Origin of the sequence: Klebsiella sp. JN_Kp122 (assembly GCF_040062085.1) — a bacterium.
In the GTDB taxonomy this organism is placed as follows: domain Bacteria; phylum Pseudomonadota; class Gammaproteobacteria; order Enterobacterales; family Enterobacteriaceae; genus Klebsiella; species Klebsiella aerogenes.
The window spans coordinates 365181-381686 of the sequence record NZ_JBEAHW010000001.1; the positions used below are offsets into that span (position 1 = coordinate 365181).

Sequence of the window (16506 nt, forward strand, 5' to 3'; positions counted from 1 at the left end):
GCGTCGGGCTTGTCCTTGAAACCAGAACAGGATTAAGGAGTAAGAATGAAATCGAACCATCAGGCACGTCATCTTCTCGGTCTGAACTACAAGCTTTCCCGCCAGAAAAAAGTGGTGCTCGAAGGCGACGAAGAAACTACCGTTAACCATATCCATGCTACGGGCCGCAAACGCCGCGGTGGTTAATTTTTCAGCTGAGTGATGATAAAAACACCATCCGCCAAACGGGATGGTGTTTTTTTAAGACAATCCCACGCTTCGCATCCTTCTTTTGTTACCATCTGCTTTATACTCTGCCCGCTGCATTTCCTGCCAGACCGATCGCTTATCGCCGCGCCCGGGTCTGAAGTGAACATCAAGGAGTTAGTGCGATGCAATTCATCTATAAAAAAAACCGCTCTCTTTATATCCCCTACGCTGGCCCGGTTCTGCTTGAGTTTCCGTTACTCAACAAAGGAAGCGCCTTCAGCATGGAAGAGCGTAGCAGCTTCAACCTGCTGGGCCTGCTGCCGGAAGTGGTCGAAACCATCGAAGAACAAGCTGAACGCGCGTGGATCCAGTATCAGGGGTTTAAAACTGAGATTGATAAGCACATTTATCTGCGCAACATCCAGGACACCAACGAAACCCTGTTTTATCGCCTGATTGGCAACCATCTTGATGAGATGATGCCGGTTATCTATACCCCCACCGTCGGCGCCGCCTGTGAGCGTTTCTCGGAAATCTACCGTCGCGCGCGCGGCGTGTTCATCTCCTACCAGAATCGGCACAACCTCGACGATATCCTGCAAAACGTACCGAACCATAACGTCAAAGTGATCGTGGTGACCGACGGCGAGCGTATTCTCGGTCTCGGCGACCAGGGTATCGGCGGTATGGGCATCCCTATCGGTAAGCTGTCGCTCTATACTACCTGCGGCGGTATCAGCCCGGCCTACACCCTGCCTATCGTGCTGGATGTCGGCACCAACAACCAGCAACTGCTCGACGACCCGCTGTATATGGGCTGGCGTCATCCGCGCGTGACCGACGACGAGTATTATCAATTCGTTGATGACGTTATCCAGGCCATCAAAAACCGTTGGCCGGACGTGCTGCTGCAGTTTGAAGATTTCGCGCAGAAAAACGCCATGCCGCTGCTTAACCGCTATCGTAACGAGATTTGCTCGTTTAACGATGATATTCAGGGCACCGCAGCGGTCACCGTCGGCACATTAATCGCCGCCAGCCGTGGCGCGGGCAGCCAGCTCAGCGAGCAAAAAATTGTCTTCCTCGGCGCGGGTTCCGCCGGTTGCGGTATTGCTGAACAGATCATCGCGCAAATCATGCGCGAAGGGTTAAGCGAAGAAGAAGCCCGCCAGCGCGTATTTATGGTGGACCGCTTCGGCCTGTTGACCGACGGTATGCCGAATCTGCTGTCGTTCCAGAGCAAGCTGGTGCAGAAACGCGAAAACCTGCAAGGTTGGGATACGACCAACGAAGCGCTCTCGCTGCTCGACGTGGTGCGTAACGTGAAGCCGAATATCCTGATTGGCGTCTCCGGCCAGCCGGGGCTGTTCACGGAAGAAATTATTCGTGAAATGCACAAGCACTGCCCGCGGCCGATCGTCATGCCGCTGTCGAACCCGACCTCCCGCGTTGAAGCCACGCCGCAGAACATCCTGACCTGGACCGACGGCGAAGCGCTGGTGGCCACCGGCAGCCCGTTCACCCCGGTGACGGTTAAGGGCAAGCAGTACGCCATCGCGCAGTGTAACAACTCCTATATCTTCCCGGGCATCGGCCTTGGCGTGATCGCTGCGGGGGCATCACGCGTCACCGACGAAATGCTGATGGCGGCAAGCGAAACCTTAGCTAACCACTCGCCGCTGGTGAATAACGGCGAAGGCCCGGTACTGCCGGAACTGAAAGATATTCAGGCCGTGTCGCGCGCTATCGCGTTTGCGGTCGGTAAAGTGGCTCAGGAACAGGGCGTGGCGGTGAAAACATCGGCCGAAGCGCTGCTGCAGGCCATTAGCGATAATTTCTGGCAGCCGGAATATCGCAACTATCGCCGAACCTCAATTTAACGCTTTATTTCAACGGGCCCGGAGATCGGGCCCGTTTTTTTATCCCCGCCCTTTGCCGTTATTTATTCCCCTATGTTTACTAAACACCTGCCCATCCTTACGAGGCGCTTCACAGATGCTTTATTTCACTCGCTTGCCAGGAGGTAAATACCTTGCCCGCCTGTTCGCTCACCGATAAATTAGCAAACAGATACCGCGGCACTGAAATAAGCGCGCAGCAGAAAACAGAAGGTTTAAGTATGGCGAATATTCGTGATGTCGCCCGGCGGGCTGGAGTTTCAATTAGTAGCGTGTCCAACGTACTTAATAATCGCACGCAACAGATGCGCGAAGAGACCCGACAGCGGATAGTCAAAACGATGGCTGAGCTAAATTACCGCCCTGCGCGTTGCGCTCCGCCGGTCGCCGATTCAGCAACCAAAATGCTCGGCCTGATGGTACCGTCTATCGTCAATCCCAGCTTTTCAGCGCTGGCGCATGAACTGGATACTGCGGCACGCGCGTTTCGCCACCGGCTGTTATTAGGCATTTGCTGCCGCGATGCCGACGAGGAGTCAGCCTTTATCGCGGATATGTTCTCCCACGGCGTGCGCGGGTTGATAGTTGCCGCCAGCGACGTACGCAAAACCCACTTTGTGCGCGCAGCGGAACAAGGCATGACCATTATTAGCTATGACAACCGGCTGGCCGAAAGCGTCCCGCCTCGGGCGCGCTACTTCGATAGTGTCTCAATGGACAACGTTGAAGCGGGACGTCTGGCGGCGCAACATCTGCTGGACAACGGTTGCCGTAATATCGTCTTTGCCACCGAAAGCGGGTTAACGCTGGGACGCAGCCATAAAATCCTCGGCTTTCAGTCGGCGCTTTCCCAAAGCGGTACAGCGGCCAGAGGCGTGGTGATAGAAGGCAAAGGCAATCGGGAATTCGGCGACGCCGAGATGTTCGAACTGGGCGTAAGCCTGGCGCAAAAAATTAGCGCCTTAACGCCGCGAGTGGATGGCGTGGTAGCGATTAACGATGCTTTAGCCATCGGCCTGATGGTTGGGCTACGCGCGCAGGGCCTGAAAATAGCGGAAGATATTTCGGTGATTGGCATCGATAACATCTCCCTGTCGGCGTTATCGTCACCGGGCCTCACCTCGGTAATGGCCCCGCTTTCGGCAATGGCGTCGATGATGGTTGAGCGGCTTGTCCAGAGAATTACTGAGCCGGGATTACAAACCGACGAATTTATCTTTGCACCGGAAGTGATACAGCGTCAGTCGGTAAAAATAAAGCAACCCTAGTTGTTTTTATAAATAAATAGCATGGTGCAGATAATAGTTATTATCTGCAGGGAGACCTATACCCTATTACATTCAAAACGCATATTAATGTCGGGATTTCCATCCCATTCTTTTGTACTTTAACGAGTATAACCGGAAATAATGATGAACCTACAATCTGCGCAAGATATAGAAAAGAGCGCCATTAAGAAATTGACATGGCATATTGTTCCATTAATGATATTGCTTTATTTTCTGGCTTTTCTTGACCGTAATAATATGGCCTACGCCGCAATGGCCTTAGAGGATAGTCTCGGCCTGACGGCCACCGCCTTTGGCTTTGCTTCGGGAATATTTTTCATCGGTTATTTTATGTTTGAAATTCCCAGCAACGCCGGCACGATTAAGTTCGGTCCGCGGCTGTGGTTCGCGCGTATTCTGATCACCTGGGGAATATTTGCCACTTTGATGGGGTTCGTCAGAACGCCGACCGAACTCTATATCTGTCGTTTTATGCTTGGCGTGTGCGAAGCCGGTTTCTTCCCTTCAGTGGTGTACTACTTCACGATCTTTTTTCCGCCAGCCTGGCGGACCAAAATTCTCGGCATGTTCATTATTGTCCAGCCGCTATCCAACGCCGTGGGTTCACCGATTTCAGGCTTAATTCTGCATATCGATAACGGCTGGTTTGGCCTTGAATCCTGGCAGTGGTTATTTATCCTCGAAGGTATTCCGCCGATCATTATCGGCCTGTTCATCCCTTTTATTATTAAGAATTCACCGCAAGAAGTCGGCTATCTCAACGCTGAAGAAAAGGCGTGGTTAATGAGTAGTACGAACCGTTCAAAATCAGGGAGTAAAGTCTCGCTGGCTGAGTTCGCCAGCGGTATTAAAAATCCCAAATACCTGCTTTATGCGCTGCTGAATTTCGGGATGGTGTGTGGAATTTACGGTTTCGGGATGTGGCTACCGTCGATTATTACCGCTATTTCCGGCGATGATATTCTTCGCGTAAGCCTGATTGCCCTTATCCCCTACGGCCTGGCGGCGCTACTGGTTTATCCATGGAGTATGCTGGCCAGTAAAACACGCAAAATCGCCGTTTTTGCCGGTATCAGTATGGTCGTCGCCGCATTAGGGCTCGCCGGCGCGGTGGTGTTCTTTAAGTTCAACGTCGCGATTTCACTCTCATTCCTGACCATTGCCGCCATTGGTATCTATACCGCAGTACCGTGTTTCTTATCGATGCCTGCCAACGTCTCGGCAGGTGCAGCGACGGCCGCGGGTCTCGCCGTGGTGAGCTGCATCGGCAACCTGGGCGGCTTCGTCGCTCCTTACGTGGTCGGTCTCCTTAACGACTTCAGCCACAGCAGCACGCCGGGCCTGATATTCCTCGCCATGTGCCTGCTGATCACCGGCCTGATTTGCATTTTCTACTGCGCCAGACAGCGCGAAGGCGTCATTCAATCCTGAAAATTTAAGGAAACATCATGGGAACTCTTATTGGAAAAAAAGCATTTATCACCGGCTCTGAACAAGGTATCGGCTGGGCTACGGCGGAAAAACTGATTCTGGCGGGATGCGATGTCTTTTTGCACTATCACAGCGGTGAAGAAGGCCCGCAAAAGTTGGCGGCTATCGCCAGCGCGCGAGGGCAAAAAGCGGCCTGGCGCTATGCGGACTTAATTGACACTGAGGACGCGACCGCCTGCGTGCAGGCCGCCGCGGAATTCCTCGGCGGTATCGATATCCTGGTGAATAACGTCGGCGGTATCGTCGGGCGTAAGTGGCTTGGCGAAATTGACCGTCAGTTCTGGCAAACGGTGTTAGACGTCAATATGACCACCATGCTTAACGTCACCCAGGCGGCGCTTCCCTGGCTTAAATCGGCAACGGATGGCGCCAGCATCATTAACCTCGCCTCGCTGGCGGGGCGCTCCGGGGGGCATGCCGGTTCTCTCGCCTATTCAACCACAAAAGGGGCCATCCTGACCTGGACACGCTCGCTGGCGGCTGAACTGGGCGAGCACGGCGTGCGCGTCAATGCGGTTGCGCCGGGGCTTATTCTCGGCACCCGTTTTCATAACCGCCACACCACACAGGCTTCGGCTGACGAAACCATCCGGCAAATTCCGCTTCAGCGCGCGGGAACGCCCGATGACGTCGCCCGCGCTATCACTTTCCTTGCCGGCGAGTATGACGGATTTATCTCCGGCGCCACTATCGATATTAACGGCGGAATTTATCGCATGTAATGCAAACCGGGCGGCCAGAAATCGCCGCCCGCCAGGGAGTACCTGATGATCAAATTCGAAATTATCCATCCACAACTGCTGGCTGCTCTGGCGTGCTGCGGCCATAAATCACAAATTCTCATCGCGGATAGCAATTTTGCCTGTCGCGTTAATGCCAATGCCGATGCCACGTTGATTCAGCTCAACCTCGCGCCAGGCATGGTACCGGCAACTTATATCGTCGAAAAACTGCTTACCTGCGTTAATGTCGAACACGCGACGCTGATGGCATCACCAGCGGAATTCACTAACACCATCGCCAGTGAATACCGGGAGCTTCTACCGACAAACTGCCCGCTTGATTATGTCGAACGCGAAGCTTTCTACGCAAAATCCCGGCTGCCGTTGACCCAACTGGTCATCGCTTCCGGCGAACAGCGTCGTTTTGCCAACCTACTACTCACCGTGGCTCCGGCCTAATCGTCATACCCGCCGCCGATAAAACCGGCGGCGCGATCCTCAATGCTGGTATCTGGTCAAAAGACAATTTAGCCACTACACTCCCTGCATCCATCAACCTACTGAAAAAATAAGGAGGATCCCCATGCTGTACTGTGAACTGTTTAATGTTTCACATACATTTGGCGATCGCACCAGCTCAAGCGTTATCGGTATCGTGCTGCGATAACTTTAGCTTGAGCGAAGAAGCCAACGACTAAATCCCTTCCTCGGGCTTACCGGGTTATCGTCAGCGATGTTTGACGAGGCATTCTCATGCCTGTAACTCTTGAGTAAGTTCACAATGAGCACACTTTTAAGCGCACAATCTCTCCACGTTGATACGGCCTTTGGCCCACTTTTCAACGACCTCTCCTTTACCCTGAAAAAAGGCGATCGCATTGGCCTGATTGGCTATAACGGTTGCGGGAAAAGCACGCTATTGCAGGTGCTGGACGGCACTCTCACGCCGAATTCTGGCAGCGTATCGCGGGCTAATCACTGCCTGCTGGCGCGCGTGGAACAACATCTGCCTGACGCCCTACTCAGCCAACCGCTATTGCAGGTGGTACTGGAAAAACTGGCGCCTGGCGAACGGGATTCGCTGCGCTGGCAAGCGGAGCGACTGCTCGCTGAAATGGGTTTTACCGTTCAACAGACCCAACAGCAAGCCGCCACCCTGAGCGGCGGACAACATACTCGTCTGTTGCTCGCCCGCGCGTTGATCCAACGACCCGATTTGCTGTTGCTGGATGAGCCAGGCAACCATCTTGATCTGCCGACCCTGCTGTGGCTGGAAAGCTTCTTGCAAACCTGGCAGGGGAGTTTCGTGGTGGTGTCGCACGATAACCTCTTACTGGATGCTGTAACTAATACCAGTTGGATTTTACGTGATAACACGCTGCACGCTTTCTCACTACCCTGCAGCGCCGCCCGTCAGGCGCTGCAGGAGCAAGATGCAAGCGATGCTCTGCGCCACAAAGCGGAACAAAAGGAGATCGACCGCGTCGCTGCCAGCGCCAAACGGCTGGCCATCTGGGGTCGGGTTTACGATAACGAAGATCTGGCGCGTAAAGCCAAGCAGATGGAAAAGCAGGTTTCACGCCTGAAGGATAGCCAGACGGAACTCACCGCCGGCACGCCGTGGCGTCTTGAGGTGCATGGCGACGCCGTTCGCGCCGACCGTCTGCTGGAGATGGAAAATCTCCCCGTGCCGCCGGCGCCCGGTCTCCCCGCCCTGTTCACCACCGGTCTGGCGCGGCTGCAAAGCGGCGACCGGGTAGCGATAATGGGGCGCAACGGCGGTGGGAAATCGTCGCTGCTACGCCTGTTATGGCGGCAAATGCAGCAACCCGCTAGCGAAGCCGGGCTGCGTTTACATCCTCGACTACATCCGGGTTATTACGATCAAACCCTGCATCAACTGGCGGATGAGGCCAGCCTGCTGGAGGCGCTGGAGCCCTTTGAGCCTTCGCCGGAAACTCGCAAGCGGGCGCTGATTTCCGCCGGCTTCGGCTGGGCGCGACACGGGCAGAAGGTCAGCACCCTCAGCGGCGGCGAACGTTCACGGCTACTGTTTGTCGGCCTGTCGCTGGCGAGCTATAGCCTGCTGCTGCTCGATGAACCCACCAACCATCTGGATATGGAGGGAAAAGAGGCGCTGGCGGCGACGTTGCGGGAGTATCCCGGGGGCCTGCTGCTGGTTAGCCACGATCGACAGCTCATCAGCCAGAGCTGTAACCGCTTCTGGTTAATTGATGAAAACGGGTTAAGCGAGTGGCACGACGTCGACGAGGTGTACGCCCGTCTGCGCGGCAACGAGCGCCTTCAGAGCCCGGCGACGCAAACGCCGCCGCAGTCGCCGCCCGTCGACGACCTGCAAGAGGATTTGCTGGAACGTCTGGTGATGCTGGAACAGCTATTGGCGGACGATCTGCAGCGTAAGCCGAAGCATCAGAAGCCGCAGCTACAGGCGCTGTGGCGTCAGGAGATTGAGGAGATAAATACCCATCTGAGTTAAATGCCTATGCCACCGGAGCGTCAGCGCCCCGGTGGCATAACAGCTTTAGCGGCGGGTAAACTGCTGCTCAAGCATGGTCTTCCCCCATTGATCGCCCTGCCACTCTTTACTCAGCGTAAACCCAAAGGATTCATATAATTTACGCGCCGCCTGCAAGCCGCTAAACGTCCATAGCTGAACCGCATCGAAGCGCTGATTATCACAAAAGTTGATAGCTTCAGTCAGCAAGCGGCGCCCCACGCCGCTGCCCCGACAGCCATCGCCGAGAATAAACCAACGTAGATGCGCTTCATTATTCCCGAGGTCTTCGCCATCAATGGCGACAGAGCCGACGATGACGCCATTTTTGACCGCCAGCCAAATCTGGTTACGTTGATTGTTCAGCCTGCCAGAAAATTCAGCCAGACCGCTGGCGACTTTACCTTCAAAAAAATGCCCGAAGCCGTAATGACGGGCGTAATACTCACCGTGCATTTGCGCAATGCGGCCAATCATTCCCGGCTGATAGCCGGTAACTATCGTGATGTCGTTTGGTCTGCTCGTGACCGGCTGCTGACGACAGCGCTCAAGCGCCCACGAATAGGCCGTCAACCCCTCGGCAACGATCTGCTGCTGTGCGCTATCCAAATGCGCCAGCGCCTCAATCACCCGCATGGCGCCGTACTCATGAATGCGGGCGACCGTCGCCTGCCCTTTGGTTGTCAATGAGAGTTGTTTAAAACGCCCGTCATCACCACAACCATTTTCCTCTATCTCGTTAGCGGTCTGCAGGCGCGATAACATTCGGCTGACGCTCGATTTGTCCAGCCCCAATACCTGCACCAGTTGCGCGGCGGTCATCGCGCCATGAGTAGAAATCTCCAGCAGCGCATGCACCGCTGAAGGTGAATAGTCGGTCGCCGCCAGCGTGCTGTTCATAAAGCCGAGCTCGCGCACCATCAATCGTGATGCGGAACGAATTTGATTGATAAGTAAAGTGTCAGGCATGGTAATATCCGCGAAAGGTAGTTGCACAATACAACCATTATCAACACGCTCTGTCAATGGCCCTGGCATACTCCGCTCCTTTCGGGTTGCGCCCCCTAAAATTGGTATAAACGGATGAATATTGTGCCAAATATGCGGCAAATCCCCCCATTCCCAACCATACCGCTTGTAATTAGCGACATAAGATCTAATCCTTAATGAGTATTATTTTCGCTGTTAGCACCTTCGTATCATTAACAAGGAGAAACGCATGAAAGCTGCTGTAGTCACCCACGACCACCAGATTGATGTAACCGATAAAAAGTTACGCCCGCTGGAGCATGGCGAAGCGCTGCTGAAAATGGAATGCTGCGGGGTCTGCCACACTGACCTGCACGTGAAAAACGGCGATTTCGGCGATAAAACCGGCGTCATTCTCGGCCATGAGGGCATCGGCATCGTGGAAAAAGTCGGCCCTGGCGTGACGTCGCTGAAGCCGGGCGATCGCGCCAGCGTGGCGTGGTTCTTCGAAGGTTGCGGCCACTGCGAATACTGTAACAGCGGCAACGAAACCCTGTGCCGCTCGGTGAAAAATGCCGGTTATACCGTCGATGGCGGGATGGCCGAAGAGTGTATCGTCACCGCCGATTATGCGGTCAAAGTGCCGGATGGACTGGATTCCGCCGCCGCCAGCAGCATCACCTGCGCCGGCGTCACCACCTATAAAGCGGTGAAGGTCTCACACATCAAGCCCGGCCAGTGGATTGCCATTTATGGCCTCGGCGGCCTGGGTAACCTGGCGCTGCAATATGCCAAAAACGTCTTTAATGCCAAAGTGATCGCCGTTGACGTCAACGACGGGCAGCTGGAGCTTGCCGCCTCGATGGGCGCCGATCTGACGGTTAATTCCCGCAACGAAGACGCCGCCAAAATCATTCAGGAGAAAACCGGCGGCGCCCACGCGGCCGTGGTTACCGCCGTTGCTAAAGCGGCATTTAACTCCGCCGTGGATGCGGTTCGCGCCGGCGGCCGCGTCGTCGCCGTTGGCCTACCGCCGGAAGCGATGAGCCTCGATATTCCGCGTCTGGTGCTGGACGGGATTGAAGTAGTAGGTTCGCTGGTAGGTACCCGTCAGGATCTGATTGAAGCCTTCCAGTTTGCCGCCGAAGGCAAAGTGGTGCCGAAAGTCACTCTGCGCCCGCTCGGCGATATCAACGCCATCTTTAAGGAGATGGAACAGGGTCAAATCCGCGGCCGTATGGTTATCGATTTCCGCCGTTAATTCTGTCTGACTATGCCAGACGAAAGAGCCTAACCTGCTGACTATTCCCGCATGATGGGAATAGTCAGATTTCGCAAATGCTTAGCGCAAATCGTTGGTTCCTTTGTATTCCGTCGCGCCCGATGATGGCAAGACAATAGATAACAAAGGAATTCACCATGCAAAATCGCTTTCGCCTGCCTACGCTTGCCGCCCTTTTTATTGCAGGCGCGTTTTCGGTTTCGGCGGCGCAAACGCCGCTCAAAGGCGGCACCTTAATTTATCTGGAACAACAGCCGCATACTAATCTCTATCCGCCGGCCGGCGGTTTTTACCCTAACGGCGGGATCCTCAATCAGATAACCGACAAGCTAACCTGGCAAAACCCGGAAACGCTAGCGATCGAGCCGTGGATCGCCGAAAGCTGGAGTAGCAACGACGAGAAGACCGAATATACCTTTAAGCTGCGGCCTGGCGTCACCTTCTCTGACGGTACCCCACTCGATGCCAATGCGGTCGCAAAGAACTTTGATACCTACGGTCTGGGCAATAAAGCACTGCGTCTGCCGGTTTCCGAAGTGATCAACAATTACGATCGTAGTGAAGTCATCGATCCGTTGACCGTCAAATTCTACTTCAAAAAGCCCTCCCCGGGATTCCTGCAAGGTACCGCGACAATTGGCTCCGGGCTGGTTTCCCTCAGCACTCTGGCGCGGAGCTTTGAGGCGCTGGGCGATGCCCGCCATATCATCGGTTCCGGCCCCTTTACGGTAAAAGATGAAAAACCCGGACGCGAATTAACGCTGGTGGCGCGGAAAGATTATCAATGGGGGCCGAAAAATCTTGCTCAGCAAGGCCCGGCGAACCTCGACGGCATTACCTATATCGTCACGCCGGAAGATAGCGTACGTATTGGCGCGCTACTGGCGGGACAGGCCGGGTTTATTCGCCAGGTGCAGGCCTATGATGAAAAACAGGCAACCGACCAGGGCTTTAATATTTACGCCGCGCCGACGCGCGGCGTTAACGATAGCCTGAGCTTCCGTCCGGATAATCCGCTGGTTGCCGACCTGCGGGTACGCCAGGCGCTACTGCATGCTACCAACGCCAAACAGGTTGTTGAGACCCTTTTCTCGCCAAACTATCCGCAGGCAAGTTCCGTTATCGCCCGCACCGCGGCGGGATACGTCGATTTAAGCGACAAACTGGCCTTCGATCAGCAGAAAGCCAAACAGCTGCTGGATGAGGCGGGCTGGACCCCAGGCGCGGATGGTATCCGGCAAAAAGCGGGACAACGGCTGGCGCTCACGGTCTATGAATCCCTGCCGCAGCCGCAGAACAAAGAGGTGCTACAGCTGGTTGCGCAGCAGTGGCGTCAGGTTGGCGTGGCCTTAAGCGTGAAAGCCGGCGACGCCGGCAGCCGGGTACTGGATAATCTCGACCCGCTGAAAACGCCATTAACCGTCTCTGAAGTCGGCCGCGCCGACCCGGATGTGGTGAAGAGTATGTTCTTCCCCGCCAACCGTGATGCCCTACTGCAACAGGGCGGTTCGAGCGACAAAGTTAAAACCTTCCGTGACGATAAGCTCAACGCCCTGCTAACCGCAATCTCTGCCGAAGTGGATGCGCAAAAGCGTCTGCAGTTAACTGGCGATGCGCAGCGTTATCTGCTGGACAACGCCTACGTCATTCCCATCTTTGAAGAACCGCAGGTCTTTGCCGGCGCGCCATGGGTAAAAGGCGTACGTTTTGAAGCCGTGGGACGTCCGTCGTTTTACGGCGCATGGCTGGATAAACAATAAGGGGGCGCCATGAGCCACTATCTTTGGCGACGGTTGGCACAAGGCGTGCTGGTACTGTGGGCGGCCTTCACCCTGACCTTTTTTCTGCTGCAGGTACTGCCCGGCGACGCGATTTTGATTAAGTTTCAGAACCCCGATCTGGGGCTGAGCCCGCAACAGATCGCCGAAATGCGTGTGGTCTACGGTGCTGACAGCCCGCTGTGGCAGCAATATTTCCACACCTTGTTAGCCATGCTGCAGGGGGATTTCGGCTATTCACTGCAGGCTGGACTGCCTGTTAGTTCCCTGATTGCCAGCAATTTACCCGACACGCTGGCGCTGGCGCTGCCGGCCTTCGCGCTGGCGCTTCTGCTGGCCTTTGCGATCGCTATCGCTTCGCGTTTGCCGGGGCTACGCGGTATCAGTAATCTGCTACAGTCGCTGCCGGTGCTGTTTATTTCACTGCCGACCTTTTGGCTCGGCATCGCCTTAATCCAGATCTTTTCATTCCAATTGCACTGGGTCCCGGTTATCAATCCCGGACCTCTGCAAGGCCTGGTGCTGCCGGTTATCGCGGTGGCGATACCGATTTCCGCGCCGCTGGCGCAAATTCTGTTACGCACCATGGATCACATCGCCGCACAACCCTTCGTCGCCGTTGCTCGCGCCAAGGGAATGAGCGAAACACGGCTGTTATGGCGGCATGTCACCGGCAATGCTCTGTTGCCGACATTAAACATTGCCGGCCTGCTGCTGGGAGAACTGATCGCCGGGGCCTTAATTACCGAAACCGTTTTTGGCCGCAGCGGGCTCGGTCAACTGACGCAGCAGGCGGTGAATAATCAGGATATTGCCATTCTTCAGGCCGTGGTGATGATTTCAGCGCTGGGCTTCGTCGTCATCAATCTGCTGGTCGATCTGCTGATGCCGATGCTCGACCCGCGCTTAAAACCCCTGCGCGGAGGTGCGCTATGAGTCTGGTCGATTACGCCTCGGCGGTGCGACGCCGTCCGGTCAACTGGCGCCGTTTTTCCTTGCAGCCGGGGCTGTGGCTGGCATGGTTGGTAATGACGGTTGCGGTGCTAATGGCTTTCGCGCCGCAATGGTTCACCGAGTTTAATCCACTCGACGGCATCGCTGGCGCCCAACGTCTGGCGCCGCAGGCGGGACACTGGTTAGGTACCGACCAACTCGGTCGCGATGTGTGGAGCCGCATCGTCTACGGCGCAGGACATTCGCTTTCCGCGGCCCTGGCCGCCGTCGCCATGGGCCTGGTTTTCGGCACGGCGTTGGGCACCGTTGCCGGCGCGCTGGGCGGGCGGGTCGAAGCGGTCGTCATGCGGATTGTCGATATTCTGCTGGCGATTCCTTCGCTCCTGCTTTCGCTAACGGTAATCATACTGCTTGGTTTTGGCACTCTGAACGCCGCCATGGCGGTCGGCGTTGCCGCGATCGCCAGTTTCGCCCGACTGTCGCGCGCCGAAGTCGTGCGCATTCGTCACAGCGACTATGTCGAAGCAGCCTATGGTAGCGGGGGAACCTTTTTGGCCGTGTTCTGGCGGCATATTCTGCCTAACGCGCTTTCGCCGGTGCTGGCTTTCGCCACCCTTCAATTCGGCCAGGCTATTCTCGCCCTCTCAACCCTGAGTTTTCTCGGCTACGGCACTCCGCCGCCGGTGCCGGAATGGGGATTACTTATCGCCGAGGGGCGCAACTATCTTTCCACCGCCTGGTGGCTCACCACTTTCCCCGGGATCGCGGTCATTGCCGTGGTACTGGCAGCCAATCGTATCAGCCAACAACTCAATAGGGAGCGCCGATGAACGTGCTTAGCGTAGAAAACCTCACCATCAGCTACCGCTCTGGCGGGTTGTGGCGCGAAGTGGTTCACCGGGTCAGTTTTACGATTAAACGCGGCGAGATGCTGGCGTTCGTCGGCGAATCCGGTTCGGGAAAAACCACCACCGCCCAGGCGATTATCGGTCTGCTGGCGGAAAACGCCCGCCTCGATGCCGGGACGGTTCGTCTCAACGGTGAAGAGATTAGCCGCTGGTCAGGCAAACGGCTGGATAACCTGCGCGGGGCCAGAATCAGCCTGGTGCCGCAGGATCCCGGTAACTCGCTGAACCCGGTGCAAACCATTGGCGCGCAGGTCGGCGAAATACTCCGCCTGCATCAAAAAAGCAGTAAAACCGAGCGTCGACAGCAGGTTATCGCCCTGCTGGAAAAAGTCGGCTTAAGCCATCCGGAGCAGCGTTTCGACCAGTATCCGCACCAGCTCTCTGGTGGTATGAAGCAGCGGGTGCTGATCGCCATTGCCATCGCCCTGAAGCCGGATTTGCTTATTGCCGATGAGCCGACCAGCGCGCTCGACGTGACGGTCCAAAAAAGAATCCTCGATCTGCTCGATCATTTGCGCCGTGAATCCGGCACCGCGGTGCTATTTGTCACCCATGACCTCGCGCTGGCGGCGCAGCGTGCCGACCGGCTGGTGGTTTTTCGTCACGGTGAAATTCAGGAACAGGGCAATACGGGTGATGTTATTCGCACCCCGCAGCACGGCTATACCCGCCAGTTGCTGTGCGATCTGCAGGGACAGAACCTGCACTTAACCACCACGATTCACCCGTTTGTTACGCCGGCAATTCGGGTTGAAGGCGTGAGCAAACGCTTTGCGTTAGGGGGCAGCTATCTCCAGGCGCTGGATAACGTAAGCTTTATTTTACCGCGTGGCAGTACCCATGCGCTGGTCGGCGAATCGGGTTCAGGAAAAACCACCCTCGCCCGTATCTTGCTGGGTTTTGAGCAGGCCGATAGCGGACAGGTGACCATCGACGGTATTGCCAGCCGACAATTGAGCCGCGAGGCCCAGCGGCAGCTGCGGCGCAAAATTCAGTTTGTTTATCAAAACCCTTTCGCCTCACTCGACCCTCGCCAAACCCTGTTCGACATTATCGAAGAGCCGCTGAAGAATTTTCAGCGCCTGTCCAAAGAAGCTCGGCGTCAACGGGTAGAGTCCGTCGCCGCCCGTGTCGCGCTGGCGCCGGAGCTACTCTACCGAACCGCTCGTGAGCTCTCCGGCGGCCAGCGACAGCGGATCGCTATCGCCAGGGCATTGATCCTCGACCCCACGATTCTGGTGCTCGATGAGGCCACCTCAGCGCTGGATGTCACGGTGCAGGCGCAAATTCTCGCCCTGTTGCTGCAATTACAGCAACAGCTTGGGTTGAGCTATCTGTTTATCACCCACGATCTGGCGACAGTACGCCGCATCGCCCATAGCGTGACGGTGCTGCGCGCCGGGCAAGTCATCGAACAGGGCGAGGTTAAGCAGTTGTTCGCCGCGCCGCAGCACGACTATACCCGCGAGCTGCTCGCCGCCATTCCTCATTATCACGCACCGAGCACGGAGGTTGCATGACGCCTAAACGCCTGGGGTTTTTTACCCGCTTACTCGACCACGCCACGCCGCAAGAGCGCTATCAACTGGCGACGGAGCAGATCCGCCACGCGGAACGGCTGGGCTTTGATAGCGCCTGGGTGGCGCAACACCATTTTCATGAAAATGAAAGCGGATTACCGTCGCCGTTGGTGTTTCTTGCCCATGCGGCGGCCCATACGCAACGGATCCGTCTCGGTACCGCCATCATTACGCTGCCGATGGAAAACCCGCTGCGCGTCGCAGAAGATGCGGCAGTACTGGATTTACTCGCAGAGGGTCGCCTGGAAGTGGGTTTTGGTTCCGGCGGGACGCCAACCTCTTTTCTCCCCTTTGGCCTGGCCTGCGAACAACGCGGCGCGGTCTTCGCCGATCATCTGCATTTGATTGAAAGCGCCTGGCGCGGCGATACGTTGGCTCATCCGGACAACCATCTTTATCCGCCCGCGCCGCAGCTGGCAAAACGGATTTGGATCGCCACCTTTTCGATTGAAGGCGCTATTCGGGCCGCGAAATCCGGCCACGGGTTGATGCTATCGCGCACACAGCCGCGTCCGCCAGGTCAAAGCGAACTGCCGCTGGATGCGATTCAGAACCCGATTATCGACGCCTACCTCGCCGCGCTGCCAGCCGGCGTGGCGCCGCGAATTCTGGCTTCCCGCACCGCGTTTATTGCCGACAGTCAGGGGTACGCGCTACAGGCCGCAGAGCCGGGATTAAGTAAACAGGCGGCAGCCCATCGCGCCGCCGGCCATGAGATTATTGGTGACACCGTCACGGATTACGCTCGCCAGTTGGATGCCCACATTGGCGATGCGCCACATGTGCTTGCATCGCTGGCTAAAGACAGTGTGCTAACCCGGGTGACTGATATTTCGTTTCAGGTCCATTCGGTGGAGCCATCGCATCAGGACACGCTGCGTTCTATCGAACTCATCGCTAAACACATTGCCCCGCAATTCAGATAAGGAGT

General features: G+C 56.2%; 14 protein-coding genes. 13 read left to right on the forward strand and 1 reads right to left on the reverse strand.

Going from position 1 to position 16506, the window contains the following annotated elements; translation table 11 throughout:
- The first annotated feature begins 45 nt into the window (after window positions 1-45).
- From sra to ABLU78_RS01855, 7 genes are all read left to right on the forward strand, one after another.
- Window positions 46-186 (forward strand): stationary-phase-induced ribosome-associated protein, encoded by a 141-nt coding sequence (gene sra, locus ABLU78_RS01825; RefSeq protein ID WP_015366494.1) that lies wholly within the window; start codon window positions 46-48, stop codon window positions 184-186.
- 185 nt (window positions 187-371) lie between these two features.
- A complete protein-coding gene (locus ABLU78_RS01830) occupies window positions 372-2069 on the forward strand; it encodes an NAD-dependent malic enzyme (protein ID WP_015366493.1) in 1698 nt (565 codons plus the stop codon).
- 239 nt (window positions 2070-2308) lie between these two features.
- On the forward strand, window positions 2309-3355 hold the full coding sequence (locus ABLU78_RS01835) for a LacI family DNA-binding transcriptional regulator (RefSeq protein ID WP_032709956.1): 1047 nt from the start codon (window positions 2309-2311) through the stop codon (window positions 3353-3355).
- 144 nt (window positions 3356-3499) lie between these two features.
- Entirely contained in the window at window positions 3500-4807 is a 1308-nt protein-coding gene (locus ABLU78_RS01840; RefSeq protein ID WP_032711697.1) for an MFS transporter, read from the forward strand.
- A 17-nt stretch (window positions 4808-4824) separates the two neighbouring features.
- Window positions 4825-5589, forward strand: a complete 765-nt coding sequence (locus ABLU78_RS01845) for an SDR family NAD(P)-dependent oxidoreductase (RefSeq protein ID WP_015705502.1) — start codon at window positions 4825-4827, stop codon at window positions 5587-5589.
- 45 nt (window positions 5590-5634) lie between these two features.
- The gene (locus ABLU78_RS01850; RefSeq protein ID WP_015705503.1) at window positions 5635-6048 is read left to right on the forward strand and encodes an RbsD/FucU domain-containing protein; all 414 of its coding nucleotides are present in this window, start codon (window positions 5635-5637) and stop codon (window positions 6046-6048) included.
- A gap of 322 nt (window positions 6049-6370) precedes the next feature.
- Window positions 6371-8086, forward strand: a complete 1716-nt coding sequence (locus ABLU78_RS01855; protein ID WP_048228777.1) for an ABC-F family ATP-binding cassette domain-containing protein — start codon at window positions 6371-6373, stop codon at window positions 8084-8086.
- A gap of 45 nt (window positions 8087-8131) precedes the next feature.
- Here ABLU78_RS01855 and ABLU78_RS01860 read toward each other — a convergent pair whose 3' ends face one another.
- Window positions 8132-9073: a helix-turn-helix domain-containing GNAT family N-acetyltransferase gene (locus ABLU78_RS01860; protein ID WP_026612297.1), complete on the reverse strand. Its 942-nt coding sequence runs from the start codon at window positions 9071-9073 to the stop codon at window positions 8132-8134.
- A 250-nt stretch (window positions 9074-9323) separates the two neighbouring features.
- Between ABLU78_RS01860 and adhP the strand changes: the two genes are divergently transcribed.
- The 6 genes from adhP to ABLU78_RS01890 all read left to right on the forward strand — a co-directional run bounded on the left by adhP (window position 9324) and on the right by ABLU78_RS01890 (window position 16501).
- Complete coding sequence (gene adhP, locus ABLU78_RS01865; protein WP_015366486.1) at window positions 9324-10334, forward strand: alcohol dehydrogenase AdhP; 1011 nt, start codon at window positions 9324-9326, stop codon at window positions 10332-10334.
- 158 nt (window positions 10335-10492) lie between these two features.
- Window positions 10493-12115 (forward strand): TIGR04028 family ABC transporter substrate-binding protein, encoded by a 1623-nt coding sequence (locus ABLU78_RS01870; RefSeq protein WP_046883826.1) that lies wholly within the window; start codon window positions 10493-10495, stop codon window positions 12113-12115.
- A gap of 9 nt (window positions 12116-12124) precedes the next feature.
- Window positions 12125-13069, forward strand: a complete 945-nt coding sequence (locus ABLU78_RS01875; protein WP_046883825.1) for an ABC transporter permease — start codon at window positions 12125-12127, stop codon at window positions 13067-13069.
- Window positions 13066-13917: an ABC transporter permease gene (locus ABLU78_RS01880; RefSeq protein ID WP_015366483.1), complete on the forward strand. Its 852-nt coding sequence runs from the start codon at window positions 13066-13068 to the stop codon at window positions 13915-13917. Before ABLU78_RS01875 ends, ABLU78_RS01880 begins: the two co-directional genes overlap by 4 nt.
- On the forward strand, window positions 13914-15515 hold the full coding sequence (locus ABLU78_RS01885; protein WP_046883824.1) for an ABC transporter ATP-binding protein: 1602 nt from the start codon (window positions 13914-13916) through the stop codon (window positions 15513-15515). The genes ABLU78_RS01880 and ABLU78_RS01885 overlap by 4 nt, the downstream gene beginning before the upstream one ends.
- Entirely contained in the window at window positions 15512-16501 is a 990-nt protein-coding gene (locus ABLU78_RS01890) for a putative FMN-dependent luciferase-like monooxygenase (RefSeq protein ID WP_348820019.1), read from the forward strand. Before ABLU78_RS01885 ends, ABLU78_RS01890 begins: the two co-directional genes overlap by 4 nt.
- The last annotated feature ends 5 nt before the right edge of the window (window positions 16502-16506 follow it).